The organism is Psychrobacter sp. H29 (assembly GCF_059073055.1).
This window is the reverse complement of the sequence record NZ_JCACRY010000001.1, coordinates 13,858-32,151: the sequence shown is the minus strand read 5'-3', so window position 1 is coordinate 32,151 and position 18,294 is coordinate 13,858. Positions and strand designations below refer to the sequence as shown.

At 44.5% G+C, this 18,294-nt stretch carries 15 protein-coding genes; 5 read left to right on the top strand and 10 right to left on the bottom strand.

Annotated features, from left to right (window positions below; translation table 11 throughout):
- Positions 1–183: 183 nt before the first annotated feature.
- Both AC5JP1_RS00140 and AC5JP1_RS00135 read left to right on the top strand, forming a co-directional pair.
- Positions 184–837: a DsbA family oxidoreductase gene (locus AC5JP1_RS00140; protein ID WP_493842657.1), complete on the top strand. Its 654-nt coding sequence runs from the start codon at positions 184–186 to the stop codon at positions 835–837.
- 44 nt (positions 838–881) lie between these two features.
- Positions 882–1,577: a haloacid dehalogenase type II gene (locus AC5JP1_RS00135; RefSeq protein ID WP_493842656.1), complete on the top strand. Its 696-nt coding sequence runs from the start codon at positions 882–884 to the stop codon at positions 1,575–1,577.
- Between the two features lie 128 nt (positions 1,578–1,705).
- On the opposite strand, the gene AC5JP1_RS00130 is transcribed toward AC5JP1_RS00135, so the two are convergent.
- On the bottom strand, positions 1,706–2,815 hold the full coding sequence (locus AC5JP1_RS00130; RefSeq protein ID WP_442967661.1) for an S-(hydroxymethyl)glutathione dehydrogenase/class III alcohol dehydrogenase: 1,110 nt from the start codon (positions 2,813–2,815) through the stop codon (positions 1,706–1,708).
- Between the two features lie 316 nt (positions 2,816–3,131).
- Between AC5JP1_RS00130 and AC5JP1_RS00125 the strand changes: the two genes are divergently transcribed.
- Both AC5JP1_RS00125 and AC5JP1_RS00120 read left to right on the top strand, forming a co-directional pair.
- Positions 3,132–4,022, top strand: a complete 891-nt coding sequence (locus tag AC5JP1_RS00125; RefSeq protein WP_493842655.1) for a LysR family transcriptional regulator — start codon at positions 3,132–3,134, stop codon at positions 4,020–4,022.
- 93 nt (positions 4,023–4,115) lie between these two features.
- Entirely contained in the window at positions 4,116–4,631 is a 516-nt protein-coding gene (locus tag AC5JP1_RS00120) for a DUF302 domain-containing protein (RefSeq protein ID WP_493842654.1), read from the top strand.
- 75 nt (positions 4,632–4,706) lie between these two features.
- Here AC5JP1_RS00120 and AC5JP1_RS00115 read toward each other — a convergent pair whose 3' ends face one another.
- The 8 genes from AC5JP1_RS00115 to epmB form a co-directional block, all read right to left on the bottom strand.
- Positions 4,707–4,979, bottom strand: a complete 273-nt coding sequence (locus tag AC5JP1_RS00115) for a DUF4031 domain-containing protein (RefSeq protein WP_493842653.1) — start codon at positions 4,977–4,979, stop codon at positions 4,707–4,709.
- 124 nt (positions 4,980–5,103) lie between these two features.
- Positions 5,104–7,362, bottom strand: a complete 2,259-nt coding sequence (locus tag AC5JP1_RS00110) for a transglutaminase TgpA family protein (RefSeq protein ID WP_493842652.1) — start codon at positions 7,360–7,362, stop codon at positions 5,104–5,106.
- Positions 7,359–8,375 carry a DUF58 domain-containing protein gene (locus AC5JP1_RS00105; RefSeq protein WP_493842651.1) on the bottom strand — a complete coding sequence of 339 codons (1,017 nt, stop codon included), beginning with the start codon at positions 8,373–8,375 and terminating at the stop codon, positions 7,359–7,361. The genes AC5JP1_RS00110 and AC5JP1_RS00105 overlap by 4 nt, the downstream gene beginning before the upstream one ends.
- A 100-nt stretch (positions 8,376–8,475) precedes the next feature.
- The gene (locus tag AC5JP1_RS00100) at positions 8,476–9,432 is read right to left on the bottom strand and encodes an AAA family ATPase (RefSeq protein ID WP_493844402.1); all 957 of its coding nucleotides are present in this window, start codon (positions 9,430–9,432) and stop codon (positions 8,476–8,478) included.
- A 116-nt stretch (positions 9,433–9,548) separates the two neighbouring features.
- Complete coding sequence (locus tag AC5JP1_RS00095) at positions 9,549–10,010, bottom strand: c-type cytochrome (protein WP_493842650.1); 462 nt, start codon at positions 10,008–10,010, stop codon at positions 9,549–9,551.
- 72 nt (positions 10,011–10,082) lie between these two features.
- Entirely contained in the window at positions 10,083–12,182 is a 2,100-nt protein-coding gene (locus AC5JP1_RS00090) for an EAL domain-containing protein (RefSeq protein WP_443525861.1), read from the bottom strand.
- A gap of 332 nt (positions 12,183–12,514) precedes the next feature.
- Positions 12,515–14,236 (bottom strand): cyclic-di-GMP receptor FimW-related protein, encoded by a 1,722-nt coding sequence (locus tag AC5JP1_RS00085; protein ID WP_493842649.1) that lies wholly within the window; start codon positions 14,234–14,236, stop codon positions 12,515–12,517.
- Between the two features lie 387 nt (positions 14,237–14,623).
- Positions 14,624–15,631, bottom strand: a complete 1,008-nt coding sequence (gene epmB, locus AC5JP1_RS00080) for an EF-P beta-lysylation protein EpmB (RefSeq protein WP_493842648.1) — start codon at positions 15,629–15,631, stop codon at positions 14,624–14,626.
- Between the two features lie 148 nt (positions 15,632–15,779).
- On the opposite strand from epmB, the gene efp reads away from it, so the two are divergent.
- Positions 15,780–16,352, top strand: coding sequence for an elongation factor P (gene efp / locus AC5JP1_RS00075; RefSeq protein WP_443525856.1), 573 nt, complete (start codon positions 15,780–15,782; stop codon positions 16,350–16,352).
- Positions 16,353–16,514: 162 nt separating this feature from the next.
- Here the strand turns inward: efp and AC5JP1_RS00070 are convergent, their stop codons facing one another.
- Entirely contained in the window at positions 16,515–18,293 is a 1,779-nt protein-coding gene (locus AC5JP1_RS00070; protein WP_493842647.1) for a GAF domain-containing hybrid sensor histidine kinase/response regulator, read from the bottom strand.
- Position 18,294 lies beyond the last annotated feature (1 nt).

Here is an 18,294-nt window from a genome sequence, read left to right as displayed (position 1 = left end):
AGTTACAATTAAGCTACCTAAGTGGTAACGCTGGCTGCGCAGACTACATTGTAATCACTCGATCATTCTCTTAGTATGAACTGACCTATTTTGCAGTGAGCAGGGTTATCTAGACAACTGTCCCTTATAGCCCTGTCATCGCACTATCACACAACATACCAATAAAAATCCCTGCGAGGACTTATGAAACCATCAGAAAACACGCTCCGTATAGACATCGTCTCTGACGTTGTCTGCCCATGGTGTGTCATTGGCTATCGTCAATTGGCAGCAGCACTTGAGCAAACCAATACAGAACATACTATCCACTGGCATCCGTTTGAGCTGAACCCAAATATGCCAGACGAGGGTCAAAACTTACGCGAGCACATCATCGAAAAGTATGGCTCGACCAAACAAGAATCAGATGCGAGCCGAGTCAGAATGACCGAAGCTGGTCGTGAGGTTGGTTTTGAGTTCAACTTCAATGACGACACGCGCATGCACAATACCTTTAATTTGCATCAGCTTCTGCATTTTGCAGATCAACAAGGCAGCATGCATGACTTAAAACAAGCGTTATTTACCGCGCACTTTACTAAAAATAGAGACATCTCAGATATCCATGTACTTGCTGATATTGCAGCAGAGACTGGTCTTGATCACAGTGAAGCGTTAGCAGTATTAGAAGGTCAGTTTTTTGCAAAAGAAGTACGGGCTGAAGAACAACACTGGCAACAACAGGGCATCCAAAGTGTACCAGCGATCATCTTTAATGAGCGTCATCTGGTCAGTGGTGCTCAAGGTGTGGAGAACTATGTCAGTATCTTAGAGCAACTGGCTAACATGACTGAGTAAATCACTTGTCGTTATAAATACCTTATTATAAAAAGGGATACTTTATGTCTTCTAAAAACCTTCCTTCGATTATCGTGTTCGATGTCAATGAAACGCTACTGGATATCGATACGCTTACGCCATTTTTTACGCGAGTTTTTGGCAAGCAAATAGTATTACGCGAATGGTTTGCTCAGCTGGTGTTGTACTCTCAGACAATGACACTCTCTGGTCTGTATGCGCCTTTTGGCGAGATTGGTGTTGGCGCATTGCAGATGGTGGCTGATATCAGACAAGTGACGCTGACAGACAACGATATCAATGAGTTCAAAGAAAGAATGAGCGCGCTGCCTGCTCATCCTGATGCGGCGCCTGCCCTTACACGTTTGCGCGAGGCAGGACTCCGACTGGTGACGCTCACCAACTCAGCGAGTAGCCCGTCTCCTACGCCGTTAGAAAAAGCAGGGCTAAGCCAGTTCTTTGAACAACATTTTAGTGTTGAAACCGTTAGTAAGTTCAAGCCAGCGCCTGAGACCTACCAGATGGTAGCTGATACGCTTGCTGTTGAGACGTCGGACTTGTGCTTAGTTGCTTGTCACCTTTGGGATACCATCGGTGCCCAAGCGGCAGGTTGCCGAGGTGCCTTTTTGACGCGGCCTTACAATGAGATGCTGAGCGCGCCAAATGTACCCGTACCAGATCTGACCGCAGCAGACTTATTGACACTAACGGACCGAATCATTAGCAAGCAAAACACTTGATACACCAAGCTAAGAGCCTGTGTTTAGACATAACATACAAAAAAGCTGCTTCGATATTGAAGCAGCTTTTTTATTATGCAGTCGTCGAGTTAAAAACTTGATTCTGATATCATCATCAGTAGCGACGCTTAAAAATTGACAACCGTACGGATGCTCTCACCTTTATGCATCAAGTCAAACGCTTCGTTGACATCTTCTATTGGCATCGTATGCGTGATGAAATCCTGCAATGGGATTTCGCCCGCAAGGTAACGCTCGACATACCCTGGTAGTTCTGTGCGACCTTTGACACCGCCGAATGCTGACCCTTTCCAGACGCGACCTGTCACTAACTGGAATGGACGCGTTGAGATTTCTTGACCAGCACCAGCGACACCGATGATGACTGACTCGCCCCAGCCTTTATGACAGCACTCTAGCGCCGAACGCATGACATCGACATTGCCAATACATTCAAATGAATAATCAACTCCGCCATCGGTCAGCTCAACGATGACTTCCTGGATCGGCTTGTCGTAATCTTTCGGGTTAATACAATCGGTTGCGCCTAGCTTTTTGGCCAGTTCAAACTTGCTCTCGTTGATATCAATGGCAATGATGCGTTGGGCTTTTGCCATTGCAGCGCCAATTACTGCTGATAGTCCGATACCACCCAGACCAAAGATAGCCACGGTTGCGCCTTCTTCGACTTTTGCCGTATTCATGACTGCGCCCATGCCAGTGGTCACACCGCAACCTAGCAAGCAAACTTCTTCTAATGGTGCTTCTTTATTAACTTTGGCTAATGAGATTTCTGGCAACACCGTATATTCAGAGAACGTTGAGCAGCCCATGTAGTGATAGATTGGTTCGCCGTCTTTGTAAAAACGTGTGGTACCATCTGGCATCAGGCCCTTACCTTGAGTCTCGCGCACCGCAGAGCAAAGGTTAGTTTTGCCTGAGCGGCACATTTTACAAACGCCGCACTCTGCTGTATATAACGGAATAACATGGTCGCCAACTTCTACGCTAGTCACGCCTTCGCCAACTTGCTCAACGATACCACCACCTTCATGACCCAAAATCGCAGGAAATACGCCTTCTGGATCTTCACCAGATAAGGTGAACGCATCTGTATGACAGACGCCGCTTGCGACGATTTTGACCAGCACTTCACCTTTACGCGGTAGCATCACGTCCACTTCTTCGATAGATAGTGGCTCATTTGGTGCCCAAGCGATGGCAGCTTTTGATTTGATAAATTTATCTGACATAGGAGTCTCTCTTTTAGTTGATTGTTATTTGTGGGTTGCGGCGTAATGCAGACTTAGCAAACCATCATCACCGTCACCCTTTTTCATTATTTCATCCGATTATCTACTCGGCTTGATAGCTACGACTGTCATCGCTGAGACGACTAAAGATAGATTGAGCTTATCTTGCCTGCTGTCTATAGGCAAGCTTCTATAAAAGGAAAGCACCATCTCTATACATTGTTGTTAATCATTATATTTATCTCTAAATAGATAACAATATGCTATATTTGCAAATATCTTTTACATATTGGTAATAATCATGCACTGGGAAGGAATCAGTGAGTTTGTTTATGTGGCAGAGCACGAGAGCTTTACACAAGGGGCAAAAGCGCTTGGCATCTCAACAGCTCAAGTCAGCCGGCAAATCAGCGCTTTAGAGCAGCGTTTGAATATCAAACTGCTCTATCGAACGACGCGCAGAGTCTCACTTACCGAAGAAGGTCGCGTCTTTTATCAGCATTGCCGCGGTGTACTCGATGGGCTAGATGCCGCTGAGCAAGCAGTGAGTAATTTACAATCCAAACCTCAGGGCAAGATCAAACTAACTGCACCCGTGACTTATGGTGAGCAGCAGTTATTACCACTCATCAATGATTTTATGGTGCAGTATCAAGATATTGAAGTGAGTGCTTTTTTGAGTAATCAAAAAATCGATTTGATTGAAGGAGGTTATGATTTGGCCATTCGTATTGGCAAATTAAACGACTCAACCATGATGGCAAAAAAACTCAGCCAGCGTACCAACTTTGTCTGTGCAGCGCCTGCTTATCTTGATAGATATGGGATACCGACAGCGCTCAATGATCTCAGTCAGCATAATTGCTTACTTGGCACTCGTGACTACTGGCACTTTATAGATACTGACCCACGTATCAGTGAGGATGCAGGTAAAGAAAAAAACCTGCGCGTCTCTGGTACCGTACAATATAATAGCGGCTATAGTCTGGTTGACGCAGCCCTAAAAGGGCTTGGTATCGTACAGTTGCCTGACTACTATGTACAAAAGCATCTCGCATCTGGTGAGTTAGTGAGCTTACTTGATGATTATAGAGAACCCACAGAAAACATTTGGGCCGTCTATCCACACAACCGTCATCTATCACCAAAGATTAGATTATTGGTTGATTATTTAGCAGAGCAGCTGGTTTAGTCATCTATGAAGGTGTGTTGCAATAACCAAATTGATTACGCACAATGACTATTCGACGTTACCAACTTATGGATAACCTAAAAGGATATACCTATGATCAAAATTATCTCTATCACTGCTCTAGCAATCGCCGTATCATCCTGTGCCAGTATCAATACGCTATTAGATAACACGGATACTACAGGCGCTATGACCAAAACCACGATGTCTATGAATGCCGAAAAAGGCTTGGTCACTTTACAGAGCAATCACTCTGTCCAAGCTACTGCTGATAAACTGGTCTCAGTTATCGAAAGCAAAGGTATGAAAGTATTTGCACGCGTTGATCATCAAAAAAATGCGCAAAGTGTCGATCTGTCATTGCGACCCACACAAGTCATTATGTTTGGGAACCCTAAAGCAGGCACACCCTTGATGAGCTGTGAACAGACCGTTGCTATTGATTTACCACAAAAAATCCTCATTAGTGAAGATGCTGATAACCAGGTATGGTTGTCATACAACAACCCTGACTATCTTAAGACACGTCATAATATCAAAGGCTGCGATACTGAGATTGCCAATATCTCAAAAGCACTCAATGCCATCAGCACGGCAGCCGTAAAATAAGACGCTTCGCTATTCACTTAATTTGGCAAAAGCGCTAGCGATTGATTCAAAAAATCGAAATGAACGATGACCAGGTCACCTTATCTGGTCATTAAGTTCTACTTTTAACTTTTTGGCGCATTCAATAATTTTTTTCCTATCGGCAGCAATAGCGCCTTGGGCAATAGCTGTTTCGCGCATTTGTACCGTAATATCATAATGAGGATAGCTGGCATTACGGTGGAATAAACGCGCATCTACCTCGATCAGTGCCGCAAAATCATGCAACTCTTGCAGGCTGTCCGCAAGCATATGGCACCATTTATAGCCTTTGAATGGTATCTGCACAAAATCTACATATATCGCCATATCTCAATCTCTTACTTATTTGCTGACCTAGCATGCTGTATCGAGTTCTACTCTAACAACTGCTCTAATGTTGGCATGAGTATTTCTGATCACAAGTAAATCAGTGACACCAAACCCAAAAACCTTAGAGTAATTCACGTACGTTTTTTTTGAGTTGCTGGAGTGCTTTTTGATACTCGCTATGATTGGCATCAAAGGTACTCAATCGTCCATAGCGTAACTGACGGTAGTCTTGTCTAATTTCAATGAGCTTGGACTGAATCGTTATCGGGTTTTCACTATCTGTTAACTTACTTGTTGCATGATGAGTGTTACCGTCAAGCCGACTATCAATAGCAGTAGCCAAACGCTCTAGCCACGCCAGTTGCCCCTCACTGTCCTCTCGAGCCAGCGATTGATCACGTTTACCCACACGTTTTGAGAGCTGTGCAAGTGGCAAGTCCGCTGGATGCCAGCGCTTGCGGCGGCGCTGCCATATGATAAATACTAAGACTGTCATAATGATAACAGCACTGGCTGCTAACCAAATGATTTGCTGCGTGATTGAGCTGATATTGAACCATTTTAATAGCGAGTCTGCCTGCTTGTCTTGATCATAGCCAACGACATCTTTTTGCCAGTAATAGCTTGCTTGGTCTGATAAGCGCCTTAATGTTTGTAGCATTTGATACTGCTGATAGCTGATTTGAGCACTAGCACCACTGCCAAACATAGCGGCCCCTTGCTGCTGGGTCATCGTATTCATACCCTGCTCAACACGCTCAGGTGCGACAAATGCCGTCGGATCCACACGCACCCAGCCTTGGCCCTCAAGCCATACCTCAGTCCATGCATGTGCATCCATTTGACGCACTTCCCATACGTTACCATTACGACTCGGCTCACCGCCTTGATAGCCTGCTACTACTCGCGCAGGGATACCAGCTGCCCGCATCATAAAGGTAAAGCTTGAAGAATAGTGCTCGCAAAACCCCGCTTTGGTCTCAAACAAAAACTCATCGATACGATTAGTATTCAGTGGCGGCGGCGATAAAGTATAGCGAAACTCTGTCTGATTGATCCAGCGCTCGATAGCAGCCATATAGCGCACCGGATCTGAGCCTGACTGCGCAAACAACTGCTTAGCAAGCGCGTGTGCCTGAGGATTACCTTCATTAGGCAGCGCAAGGTTCGAGCGCCGGGATGCTTCTGCTAACACTGGATCTATACGCATCGGCGCAAACTGCACTACATCGTAGCGAAGCTGCTGCGTCACCGGCTGGTCTTTGGATAACGTAAAGTTGGACGTGATGTTGATATCTGGTTGCTGAGAGAAAGGATAATCTAGTCCAAACAACCAGTTTTGTTGTGTAGGTTCTAGAATAACTTGATAACGAGTAGGTGCTGCTTGCACTTGTTCAGGAACAGTAGCAAAAGCATTTTGGATCCACATAGGTGGTTGTGATCTTACTGACCACTTGCTTGCCTGAGGGCTTGGACGCCAAGTTACCCCATCAAAATCACTAAATACCAAACCGCGCCAGTAAAGCTGCTGCTGCGGTGGACGCTCATCTGCAAACTCTACGCGAAAAGCCAGCTCGGTCGACTGACCTAAATTAGCAAAATCACCAGGTGACATGCTATCAGAGACCCCTGTAATCGCTTGCTGACCTGACAACTGTACGGACCACAGCGGTGGCAATCTCGGGAAAAATAAAAACAGCACTACCAATAAAGGTAACGCGCCAATACCCAATACCCCCAAGGTACGCATGCGTCCATCACCGCGAGCATTACTATCATCGTTGAGCGCGATAAATGCCAATAAGACGATGACGGCACCAATGATGACCTCTAGCGTGGTAATCAAGCCTTGATCCATCAAAAATAAAGCAGCCAACACAAACAATGATAAATTCAGCACCACGTAAGCATCACGGCGCTTGTACAATTCCCAAAGTTTACTGACCAGGCATAGCACCAAAAATGCCACGCCCATGTCCAAACCAAAAGCGGTGTTATAAGTCAGCCACAGACCGACCAACCCCAACAAAAAGCCCAGCATTTGCATGCCTTGATAGACACGCTTTAAATGAGATAGTTTTTTGAATCGACTTTTGATACGTGGCAATTGCCCAATAATACTGACAACAGCAAACCCTATTAACCACAACGGCAAGTGAGCAGCATGCGGTAGTATGACTGCCACTTGAGCGATTAGGACCCAGTAGTACGCTGGTAATGCCAGCAGCTGCCGATACCATTTTTTGTTATCTGCTACGCGGTGGAGCGTTTGAGTACTATTTTTCGCTCGAGTGCGAGACCCAAGTGACAACTGCTCAAAGCTCGCCGTGTCTGTAACATCACTCGCATCAGTCGCTGGAGATTGCTTGAATTGGGTCATGGTGCTTTCGCTAGCCTTAGCAAGCACGCTTGCGCAAAAACCTCACCGTCACCCATCACCGCGGTAGCAGGAGCATCACTGGGTAACCGCATTTGAAAAGGCACACCAAGCTGACCGAGCGTTAACGCACCATGAGCCAGTTGCGCCAGTTTTTGTTCATGATGCGCAGCTGGCATATCTGCATAATCTAATGTCTGCTCATGACCGACAGGATCTGCAAAATGCTTGGTAAACATTCCTTGGCCCCGTGCTACGTGACTCCAAGAGACACGTGCCAATGACTCCCCTTCTATATAGTTATCTAGGCGCTCAAAGTCGTCTTGCCCTTGCCTATACTGACTGCCTGTTGGCAAATCCTCCATGCTTGCAACTGCATACTGAGCTTGCCAATCAAAGGCTTCAGGTTTGGGGTATACCCAAGCTTTACGCGCAAAATAGACATAAGACCATGCCCGCATGATACCCAAAGGATAAACGGTTTTGATGGTCAACCGTGGTAACTCAAATTGACCACGGTTGCTCGTTTGCACGGGTAGCCTTATGACTTGCTCACCTTGTAGTCTGGTAATGAGGATAGCGTTTTGATCATTCGTATCTGCTTTATCTTTACGATAAGTAGATGTCTCAAATTCAAATAACAGCTGCCTGCGTGGTTGACGACTCTTGCTATCTAACTGTAACGTCACCCAAGCCGGGCTACCTGCCTGAGTCATCGTAACGTCTAATAGCCGAATCTGTAGACCAGATATGTGCGCAAAAGTCACATGGAAACTAATCAGCCAGACACTGACCAGATAAAAACATAAGCCAAGCACCAGGTTGTTGCCGTAATTGACACCCGCAATAAAGGTAATCACTAATAGTACAGCGAATAGCATGCCTTCACGGCTAAAAAAAATATAAACATTGCGTAGATTGAGGGTGGCACTATCGTTTTTGGGTGCACGAGAGGCAAACCAACGGCTCAATGCTGACTTGATTGGTACGGTTAAGGCCTTTGGTAAAAAGCTCATGACTACCCTACTCTTGCCATGTGATTGACTGTGATACTCGTCTTCAACCGACGAATGTAGCCATTTGTTGTAGCCACTATTCGAGCTACAGTATAGACAGTTAAACAGTAACTGATACTTCTGCCAATATACGCTGTGCGATCGTTTTGGTTGCCTGTCCACCGCTCACATGTGCAGGCACGAAGCGCTGACCCAGACGATGATCCACTACGGCTGCAAACACCGCTTGGATGTCTTCAGGTACCACCTCCATATGCCCCGATACATAGGCATGAGCCTGAGCAGCACGCTGTAGCGATAGTACGCCACGCGGTGATAGTCCATGATATTCCTGGCTTGCTCGAGTTTTTGCAACGAGCCTTTGTAAATAATCCAACACAACATCTGCCACATACACTTGTCTGACACCTTGCTGAGCCATCAGTACCGCGTCAGTATCAAGTACTGCATCTAAATCTTTTAGTAGCTCGCGGCGATCTTGACCTCTTAACAGCTCACGCTCTGCCATAGGCGAAGGATAACCTAGTGATAAACATAATAAGAACCTATCTAGCTGTGATTCAGGGAGTGGATAGACACCTGCTTGCTGTAATGGGTTTTGGGTGGCAATGACAAAAAACGGTCGAGGTAAGGGATACGTTTGGCCATCTTGAGTCACTTGTCGCTCTTCCATTGCTTCGAGTAGCGCACTTTGCGTTTTAGGACTAGAGCGATTGATCTCATCAGCGAGTAATAGCTGGGTAAAGACAGGCCCAGGACGGAACTCAAAGCGTTGTTTACTTTGGTCGTAGATGCTCATACCTAAGATATCAGCAGGTAGCATGTCATTAGTGAACTGCACGCGGCTGAAGCTAAGCCCTAATAGCTGAGCCAATCCTTGCGCCAGCGTTGTTTTACCCATGCCCGGCAAATCTTGTAATAACAGATGCCCACCTGCCAAGATACCACTGAGTGCAAGTTTAACGGCTTGAGGCTTGTCCAATACGATTTGATTCAACTGGGTCATCAGCTGTGCAATTTTTTGCTGATTATATTGAAAGTCAGCAGTAGTCGGCATGGACTGATTAGGCGTCGCTGCTGTTTTTTGAGAGTTGGATAATGATATATCGTTCGCGGTCTGGGTCATAGTCAGTTATCGGCTCATTTTTATGTCATAACGTTCAACAGTTAGCATCAGTTTGTATCCTCTGCAGCTGCTGGAGGCTCAGCGCGGAGGGTAGATAGATAAGCAATGACGTCTGCACGCTCTTTGGCATCTGGCATGGGGTCAGATAGCATTTTTGAGTTTGGTATGGCTTTTTGTGCATCCGCAATATAAGGGTCAAGCGTTTTGGCATCCCATACCCACCCTGATGACTCTAGTCCTTTGCTATAGTCATAATCTTTTAGTTCGGCAGCTGGCGCACCATATATATTCATGAGCTGTGGGCCTTTTCTATTCAGACCTGCATTGAGCTGATGGCATTGACCGCACGCCTCTTTGTAAACCACCAAGCCATTTTTAACATCACCTTTTGTATATAAAGGTAGGGTCACTGGGTCTCGATGGTCAGGCGGAATACTGCTCTCACACGCGGTGAGCAACAAAACAGCGGCAAAAAGACTGCTTATTTGATATTTACTAATAAGTGGCATTTGGGCAATCTTTGGTTGGTAAGTGTCAGTGATAAAGAGTCTATGTCATTACAACTTTAGCATCACAACTTTCTAACTTGCTGCATGGCTTTCTAGTTTTATCGTCTGACTAGGCTCTTCTAAGTAGTACCCTTGTAGATAGCGCGCACCAACACTCCATGCAACAGACATGGTCGCTGCCTCTTCGATATAAGGCATCAACACATCCACTTTCACCTCGTTGGTACTTGTGATGAGTGATTTGACAGTATCTAGGTTATCTGCTGAATTGATATCTTGTACGTAACTGCGCGCCAGACGCACCATATCTGGCTGTACCAAACTAGCAATTTCAATAGATTTGGCAGAAGATCCGAAGTTGTTAATGCCCATTTGGCAATCAACTTCACTCAAAGCGGAGAACTGAGATTTGGCTACAGTTAGGTGATCAACGATGTCTTTTTCGTTGAATTGTAATGTTAATACACCGGCGGCACCGCCTACTGCCTTGATCAACTGGCTTGCAACGTTGGGTAGTTTTTTGTCGACCAAGGTTGCACTCGTCAGCTGTATCAACAGTCTGGCTTCAGGATGGTGCTTGCGTACATCATTGATTTTTTTGCAGGCGTTAATAAGTACCCAGCGATCTATCTTTTCTAGTAGGTTGTGGCTCTTGGCCACAGTCATAAATTGATCTGGTGTCAATACGGTGTTTTCGGCATCGGAGAGCGGCAGGCGTAGATACACTTCAAAAAAGTCACTGCGATCCCGATCAATATCATAGATTGGTTGAAATGACAGCTCAAAGCGGTTGTTAGTGATAGCGTCAACTAACGATTCAGCAAGCGCATGGTCATCACTGTTGGCGTGTTCGCTTGGATCGTATATATGATAGGTACCGCCATGATTAGAGGTTTCTACCATAATATGGTTGATGGTTTCCATGGCACGCTCAAGTACAATGGTAGGCTCAGCGGTATTTTTCTCGATTTTGACCACTGCGATACTGACGGTCGTACTGGTCGTACGCTTATCGACTTCGATGAGCATCTCACTGATACGAGAGCCAATATGTGCTGCGAGCTTTTCAAGATCAGCGGTACTTTTATTTTTGACCAGTATCATAAATGCAGTATCACTAAAGCGGCTGACGTGCCCATCAGGTATGAGCTCATCTAACATATAAGCCACTTGTTTGACGGTTGCATCAATCCCTTTCAAACCAAGACTGCTTCTAATCTTACCAACGCTATCGAGTTGCACATACAGCAGCCCTGCTGTCAGCTCACCTTGAGTCGCTTGCTGGTGTATTACCACCATTTGTTCCTCAAAGCCGCGACGATTATCGAGACCTGTCAGATTATCTGTGCGCTCAGCTTCAGCTAAGCGCTTAGCAACCTCTGCACTGTTACTCTGGTTTTGTTGAATGATAATCTGAGTGACCGGCTCACCCTCGAGCGTCGCTGAAGCCATTTGTAACTTTGCCTCAAAGGTGCTGCCATCAGTACGTACACTCTCAAAATTAAACTCTACATCTTTGCGACTGCCTTTATCAAACTGACGCAAAAATTGCTTGAAACCTTTGACATTACTTCCACCCGAAATCAAATCAATTACTGGCACACCAACGACATCATTCATCGATTTAAAGCCAAATAGTTGCAGATACGGGTCGTTGGCATAGATGTGGATGCCTTCATCGATATAAGCAACGGCACTTTTTGAGTTCTTAATCAAAACATTGGCACGCTGTTCTGATTCGGAGAGCACTTGGCGTAAGGTTTTTAGCGTACGGCGACTGCGCAAGTTACTGTGCTGCAGACAGATAGCCATAACTACTGGCAGCTCTTGATCAAACCTAAGCGCTTTAATCATCGTGCCACTAACAACAGCAGGTAGCCCTTCATCATTAGAGACCGCTGCTGCCGTCTCTTCATTCACTAAGCAAATCATTGGCAAATCGATACTTTGCTCTTGTACGATACTCACCACATCCGTAAAGCTCATATCATAGGCTTTGCCAAATACGAGAACGTCCCACTGTTGACGTAGTACTTTTAACAACTCTTCTTTATCGTCTAAAAATCCTAAGTTCACACTGTCATAATAACCGCTAAGCAATTGCACAAGACGTTCCGCGTAAAGCTGATCATCATTGATAACTAACAAGTTTAAGGTAGACTGAGTGCGCATAGGAAGCCTTTTAATCTTATGGACGTATTTTTATCTATTATTTCTAATAACCTGACACCTTTTCCAAAAATAAAACTAGCACAGAAAACACTAAGCTTGGCGATTATCATAATAATAACTGAGCCTTGCTCTGTATAATACGCTTGGTTAACTAATTTTGGTCACATTAAATGGGGTATCAATTAGAATAACAATATCCATCATTATAGACAATAACTCGGCAAGCTGCAGATTAACTTATGACCTTTCTTGTTTATTAGGATTCTGCGAAGAAACCCTCCAAAACCTCCACATATCAACATGTGTCTGCTTTTTGACAAAAATACCGTAGGCTACAACTGAACTATCTCATACTGACTAAACTCATCAGTCATCAGTATCTTGTTTCCCAAGCGTAATGGCGTTTGCTTGCTACCAATACGCATAACGACTCGGTCATTGTTCTGAAAGTAAGAAGGCGGTACGATGAGCGTACTCGTGGTTTTTAGTTGCTCATCCCTACCCAAGATAAATGCAGGTACAAAGTGACGGTTTCGTAACTCTCTACCCTCCAGACGCAAACCACAAGCCACCAGTTTGTGTCCAAGCACCTGCCACTCTATTATTGGGTCTTTGCTATCAAGATTCGTCCAGCGCACGACACCTATTGACCAGTCAGTTTGTTCTGTTGCCGTAGAGTGGCAGATCAAAAACAAACGCATGAGATGTAATAGTGGCGGTGCATTTCTAGAAGTGTCATCTTCAGCTATCACTTGATCAGGGCTATCAGCACTTTCTTTCTCGGGCCCTTCTGCTTCTGGCAACAGTTGCAATACACGAAATAATGACAGATGATCCTGGCTATCAAATACTCTAATGTTTAACGGATTGTTGCTATTTTGCTCTTTACCAAATGTGTCATAACGAGGTCTCTCCTCCTCTGCTAGCTCTTTTATTGAGACCAAATTAGCAAAGCTGTTGAAATCACCCACACGGTAATGAATGTCATTAAAACCTGTGACCAATAGCGCTTCTTGTTTTTTGCTATATTTGGTAGGCAAAGTAAGCGGAGGCTGTAAGTAACGATAACTGACTGTTGATGCGATTGTATTGAGCAAACCGTACTCTAACGCTGCACCACTATCTCCAAGTAGAGCCTGCTTGCGTGAATCAAAATACTCAATCATCGGTGCCAGCTCTAAGAACAGACAAGTGCGATGTTCTTCATAAGGGTTTATCTCAGAGTTGGCCGTGAGATAGCTTGGTGGGTAATGAGCTTCCAAATCAACAAATACGCGTGTTCTGGTGGTAGGCTCTGTTGTCGCGACCATATGCTTTGCCCATTCAGGCAAAAAACGCTGCACTAGCAAAATATTGGTGCGACGCATACCGCGTAGGTTTAGCAGACTGTGTAAACAGATTTGACAATATAGCTGATAGATATTGTTTGCATGAGGGACAGCCGCGTCTATGCCCAAATCAATATCGGTTATGCGGTGCTGATAGGCCAGATGATACAGCTGATTGACTTTTGACCACAGATAACTTGCTGGTGGTCGATAGCAGAGTACCTCTTCTGCCAGTATTTTTTGATAGCTTGACAGAGACTGGTAAATAGCAATAGCAAACGTATTAGAAGATTTCTTATTATTGAAATAACGCTGCCAGCCATTGCCCAAAGAGCGTTTAGACCCAGTATTAGGCTCTGAATCTTGTTGGCGTATGATCCTATCATAGACCATGATGATGAGATAATGTAACGACTTGGTTTGTGCGACATAGCCTAGCTGAACCTCATCGAACACCCCTGTGTCATAAATATACTGTTGCCGTAAAGCAGCAATCAATCGAATTGAAGCGTCAAGTACTGATGCCATCAACTTGAGACGCTGATCTTCATCTATATGAGCCTCTCGTAATGCTATGAGTACACTCTCTAAATGCTGGTATTGCTCCTCAGGCGTTTGTGATGGTAGCGTGGTAAGTAGCTTGACTAAGTAACGCTCTTGACCGTTTACTGATCGATTTGACGATACTGGCAATGGTACAGTAGAAGACAAATGCTCTTGAAACATGGATAACGTTATCATTGGTATTACTACTCACTATCAGTCAATATCATTCGCTTTGAACGAACGTGCAAAAGTACGCAATCACAAAAAATAGCGTCCTATGAGATACAAAATATAAATGTAATAACGCTATAAAGAGCAGTACCTACACTCATAAGTATTTATACAATCGAGTTGATAGATACACATTATCAAATATAAGGACAGGCTGTATTACAGATTTTATTATCTAAGCACAACGAGGTAGCTTTTATAAGCAAATACAACTCCCTTACGCACTATTACCATATGCACTATGTTGTCACAACAACTGGCACACTCGCTTTTAATAGTACGCGCGCTTTTAATAATTGCTTTTTGTTTGCTATTCAAAACACCATATTGCCTAAACTAAGTCTTGCTGTAAATGTCAATCGGCACTTTAAACGGTCTATTCGGCAGCTCTCTCACCAGCTTAGGTACCAAATATCCTGGTAATGCTGATAATAGTGACCAGTAAAGCTCAATTGACGACCGCTCGTCGCTATCGAAATGTGCAGCACCAGCCACTTTATCTAGCACATGCAAATAGTATGGTAATACGCCAGAAGCAAACAAACGCTGACTAAGCTGCACTTGTGCGTCGACAGTGTCATTGACACTTTTTAATAACACTGCCTGATTCAATAGCGTAACGCCAGCTGCCCGGGCACGTTGCAAGTATTCAGCTGTTAATTCATCAATCTCATTGGCATGATTGCAATGGATCACCATGACGATACGGCAACGACTTTGAGACAGTCTATCTAATAGATCGGTATCTAAACGCGCTGGGATGACGAGTGGCAAGCGGGTATGCAGCCTAATCGTAGTGAGCTGCGCAACAGACTCAAGAGCATCTAACCATGCAAATAAGCGTCTGTTGGTCACATTTAATGGATCACCTCCACTTAAAATCACTTCATTAATCTCGGGGTGTTCGCCAATATAATTGATGATATTTTGTTTTGCCTCCGCAGTAGGCATATTGGCGCTATAGTCAAAGTGCTGACGAAAGCAGTAGCGACAATGAATGGCGCACGCCCCCGTAATTGTCAACAGGACTCTCGACTGGTATTTATGTAGCATGCCCTTGATAGGGTTTTGAGTATTTTCACTCAAAGGATCGGCCACGTAGCCTGTGACGTTGATTTGTTCCTGCTGAGCCGGCAGTACTTGCTTTAATAACGGATCATCACGGTCACCCACGACCATTTTTGCTACAAAAGCGCGCGGCACACGTAGCGCAAAATGCTTGGGTATATAGACATCGGCACGCAATGACTCCAGCTGTAGGATACTCAGCAGCTCGTCAACGGACGTAATGGCTTCGGATAATTGATTTTGCCAGTTTTTTTGTGTGATTAAATGGTTTATCATGACAGCCTACTACCTGTACCCAAAATCCGATATTATACGCCCTTAGTGTCTACCCTATCAAAGTATACCCGCTGATACGTAAATACTTGGCTGAACAATAGCTTTTGGTATAGTCAGCCTCATCTATTACAACCCCTAGGAGTCTCTTGTGGCAAGTTTTTCTACTAATGAATTCAAAGCTGGTCTAAAAGTTATGCTTGATGGCAACCCTTGTGCCATTCTTGAAAACGAGTTTGTAAAGCCTGGTAAAGGTCAAGCCTTTAACCGCGTTAAATTGCGTAACCTTCGTAGCGGTAAGGTATTAGAGCAAACATTCAAATCAGGCGATAGCTTAGAAGCCGCTGATGTGATGGATACTGAAATGAACTATCTATACAACGATGGTGAGTTTTGGCATTTCATGCATCCTGAAAGCTTTGAGCAGATTCAAGCTGACAAAAACGCCATCGGTGATGCTCCTAAATGGCTAAAAGAGAATAGCAATGCATTATGTACCATCACTCTGTTCAACGGCTCTCCATTATCAGTCACGCCGCCTAACTTTGTTGAATTGCAGATTACGGAAACTGATCCTGGCGTACGCGGTGACACGTCAGGTGGTGGCGGTAAGCCTGCCAAGCTAGAGACAGGTGCCGTTGTACGTGTTCCTCTATTTGTGCAGCAAGGTGAAGTTGTTCGTGTTGATACTCGTACTGGCGACTATCAGACTCGTGTGAGCTAACCGATCTGTAAGCCTAGCTGGCAGCTGATACTGGTATCACTATCATCAACAAAAAAGCTTAACCACCAATAGAGTGGTTAAGCTTTTTTGTTTTTATAACTGTCGCTTTACTAGTAAATTAGTCGTTTACACCATGACGTTACTATAAATGCTGCCTACTGTTTACTCTTCTTCTAATGGCGGCTTCTGCATCAACCAGTATTGTACCAAAGCGTTCAGCTGCTCTTGTTTAAAGGGTTTGGTGCAATAATCCTGCATACCAACTTTTAAATATTTTTCGCGCTCGCCATCCATAGCATTGGCAGTCAGAGCAATAATGGGCGGCAGATCTTGAGGGTCATAAAGCTCATGGAGTTTGATCGTTGCCTGTACGCCATCCAAGATCGGCATATGATGATCCATCAAAATAACATCATAGCGGTTAGGAAATAGCGCAAAAGCATCAATGGCTTGTTGACCATCTGTCACATGCGTCACCTTGTGACCACTATTGGTCAATGCTTTTTTGGCGATGATTGCATTGACGGCATCATCTTCAACCAACAAGATATGTCCTGCACGCTCATGGCTCGGCTCTGTCAATGTTAGATCATTAGAGTCTTGCCATGTCTCGTACTTATTCTCATCAATCGTTGGCAAGGGCAATAGAACACGAAAGGTCGTACCCACTCCCACTCTACTCTCCACATGGATATAACCTTCCATCAGATCAACCAGAGACTTACAGACCGAAAGACCTAGACCGGTGCCACCATAGAGGCGATGCGTAAACTTATTGGCTTGGTCATAAGCATCAAATATTGCTTCTAACGATTCAGGTTTGATACCAACACCCGTATCTGTCACCTCAATACACAAGGTCATATTTTTGTCAGACTTATTGTTTACCACACTCTTATTGCCGCCAGTCTTGTCAATCTCCTCGCAATAACAGTTGTCCATATGCCTGACATCAATGCTCACGCGCCCACCCTCACGAGTGAACTTTATCGCATTGTTAACCAGATTTGCTATGATTTGCTTAAGGCGTACTGGATCTCCTTTCACGTAAGGCGATAATGACTCAGTATAATGATAATCTAACGTCAAACCTCGTTGACGTGCTTTGATAGAGAACAGACTGACCACTTCGTTACATAATGTCGATAAATTCAATGGGATAGAATCAATAGTCATTTTGCCTGATTCAACCTTCGATAAGTCTAAAATACCATTGATAATCACCATCAGATGCTCGTTTGAGACCTTAATGTTATCCACGTATTCTCGTTGTTCAGCACTAAGCTCGGTATCACCCAGCATTTCTACCATACCAATGATGCCATTCATTGGCGTGCGTATTTCATGACTCATATTGGCCAAGAAACTAGATTTCATTTCATTGGCATGCTTGGCATCACGCTGTTTGTCTTGTAATTGCAATGCGTCTGCTGCCATCATGGCAAACTGCGCTAATATTTGCTCTTGCTGGGCATCAAAATTATGGTTTGGCTTGATATCCATGAGACACAACGTACCTAGACGATAGTTTTTATTGTCTTCATGTAGCAAAATTGGGGCACCAACATAAAACCTTAAGTATGGCGACCCTGTAACCATTGGGCTTTGGCTAAATCGGCTGTCTTCCAATGTATCGGGTACTATTAACACATCATCAGACAGTATGGTGTAATTACAAAAAGCCATTTCGCGTGGTGCTGTACTGACACTCTCAGACATCGTCTCAAATTTGCAGGCTGGTTTTAGATACTGCGTTTCTTCGTCCATAAAAGTGATCGTGACCACGGGTACGTCAAAGAATAACTTTACAAGGTCGACCAGTCTATCAAATGCTGGCTCCTCATCTTCATTGAGCACCTGATATTTTCTGAGCTTATTGATGCGCTCTATTTCATCTACCGCGACTGGGTAACTTTGTTTAGGTGAGTTAGATATAGACAAG